1 protein-coding gene and 1 pseudogene are annotated in these 2,304 nt (G+C 67.6%); both read right to left on the reverse strand.

Annotation, left to right across the window (positions count from 1 at the left end; genetic code table 11):
* Positions 1-1,743 (reverse strand): annotated as a pseudogene (locus AC1D01_RS30830) (hypothetical protein); the annotation flags it as partial.
* On the reverse strand, positions 1,740-2,304 hold a 565-nt coding region (locus AC1D01_RS30835), incomplete at its 5' end, for a hypothetical protein (protein ID WP_477873231.1). The pseudogene AC1D01_RS30830 and the gene AC1D01_RS30835, both read right to left, overlap by 4 nt.

Genomic DNA, 2,304 nt, shown 5'->3' on the forward strand with positions numbered 1-2,304 from the left:
GGGTTCACCGTCACCGCCGTCGCCAGCGACACACGGGTTCACCGTCACCGCCGTCGCCAGCGACACACTGCCGAGAAACCCCTTCTGCGTGTAGCCGTAGTTCACCGTCAGCCCGGTCGGCCACGTCTGCGTYGCCTGCCGGCCGTTCGCGTCATAGCTCAGCGCGCTCGCAAAACTCGGCCCGTTCGCCACGGTCGTGCGGTTGCTGACCAGCCGCCCCAGGCTGTCGTACACCCACTGCCGGCTGAGGTTCGTGTTGGCAGTCGTCGCGCACAGCTTGCCGATGCCCGTCGCGCAGCTGTCGTACGTCCAGGTGCTCTGGTACTCCGGCTCGATGCGTTGTTGGATGCGCCCGAGCACGTCGTAGGCCATCGTCGTCTGGCTGCCGCGCTGCTTCTGCAGCGGGTTCTGCTGCCACACCGCCTGGCCCAAGGCGTCATAGTGGTACTCGAGCATCCCGGCGTCCGGGTCGGTCAGCTTGAGCTTGCGACCCCGGATGTCGTACGCGATCTGCACGGTGTTCTGCAGCGCGTCCTTCGTCGTGACGAGGTTGCCGAAGGCGTCGTGCTGATGGACGAGTTGCGCGCCCTGCGCATCGGTGATGCGGATCGGGCGGCCCTCCACGTTGCGTTCTTCGAGTCGGGTGTGCCCCTGGTCGTCGATGGTGGTCGTCTGCAGCGCGCCGTAGACCACGGCCGACAACCGCGCCCGGCGGCTGCCCCGGTTGCTGAAGCCCACGCTCGGCTGGTTGCCCTGGGGGTCGGCCGTGTAGGTGCGGACCACGCGGCCCAGCGCGTCGTATTCCGAGCGCGAGAGCCCCACGTCGGCGCTGCCGCCGCTGGTCGACGAGCCGCTGTCCAGGAAATACGGCTGCGTCTGCAGCATCACCTGCCCCAGGTCGCCGTACTCGGTGTCGGTCGCGATCAGGCGGTTCGTGCCGCCGGGTTGCGTGGCGCCGTCGAAGGCTTCGGTGACTTGCCGAAGCACTCGGCCCACGCGGTCCAGGTACTTGCGGGTGAAAGGGCCGTTCTTGACGCCCTCCGTGCCGCTCGCATCGCGCGGCTCCGCGTGCACGAACTTCACCGCATCGGTCGGGATCTCCGCCGCGCCGGGGCTCGGGCACGTCGGGCTGTTCGTTGCGCTGTCGACCCGACCCGCGATGTAGCAGTGCGCCGTGATCGACCGTGTGCCGTCGGCGCGGATCTCGCGCGTCGCGCGGCCCAGATCGTCGTATTCCCAGCGCGTGGTCAGCCCGTTCGGGCCGGTCTTGCTCAGCACCGTGCCGAAGCGGGGATCTACCGTCTGCGCCTCACCGTGCAGCAGCGCGTTCTTGCGCTCGCTCGGCAGGCTGCCCGCGGGCACCTTGATGCTCTGGCCGGCGACCATCACCGTCTGCGTGGCAAAGGTCGTCGTGCTCGTGCGCGCCGTGAAGAGCGCTTCGCCACTCGCACCCGGGCAGTTCTCCTGCCGCGTGCTGATGCGGTTGCCCGCCGGGTCGTAGCCGTAGGTTGTCAGCACGCACAGCTTCGGGTCGTCGGGCTCGACCTTCTCGGTCTCCACCAGGCCGTCGGCGCGGTAGGTGGTGCTCACCGTCTTCGTGTAATGGAAGGGATCAATCGGTGGCTGGACTTGCGCATGCGCCATCGCTTGCACCCAAGCGGCGCCCGCGAACACCACCAACCGGGCCAGCCGCTTCATGTGCATCGGCGCAATCTTTTGCGCGTTCATTTGCATGGTCTTCACAGGCAGGTCCCCTTCACGATGGCCTTGCTCGTCGTCTGGGTGCCGAACGCGTTCTTCACGCTGAAGTTCACCGTGCGCGCGGTGCATCGGTCGTAGATCCACTGGAAGGTGCAACTCCCTGGTGACGCGGCCACGCTGCCGCCCACGGTGCAGGTGCTCGTGCCGGCCGATCCCGCATCGCTCTGAGTCACCGCCGTGATCGTCTGCGCCGCGTTGTACGGGTTGGCCACCGTCAGCGTGATCGTCGTGTACGTGGTCGTCGAAGTCGCTGCCGTGCTCAGGTTGAACAGCGCGCCGGGAATGGTCTGCACCGTGCCGCTGGCCGTGGTCGACGCATTCACAGTCGCCCCTACCGTGCTCACCGTCTGGCTGAAGCTCGTCAAGCTGCCGGTGGCCAGCTGAACCGCCATGGTGCACGCCAGGCCAGGCGCCACATTGGTACAGCTGTTGCCCACCACACTCAACACGCCAGGCAAGCCAGACAAGCCCGACAGCGCCATCGGCACGTTGCCGTCGTTGCGCCACGCGATCACGTTCTGCGGCACCGCCGAGTTCTGGTTC

The sequence above is a fragment of the Rhizobacter sp. P3_B12 genome (assembly GCF_056402895.1).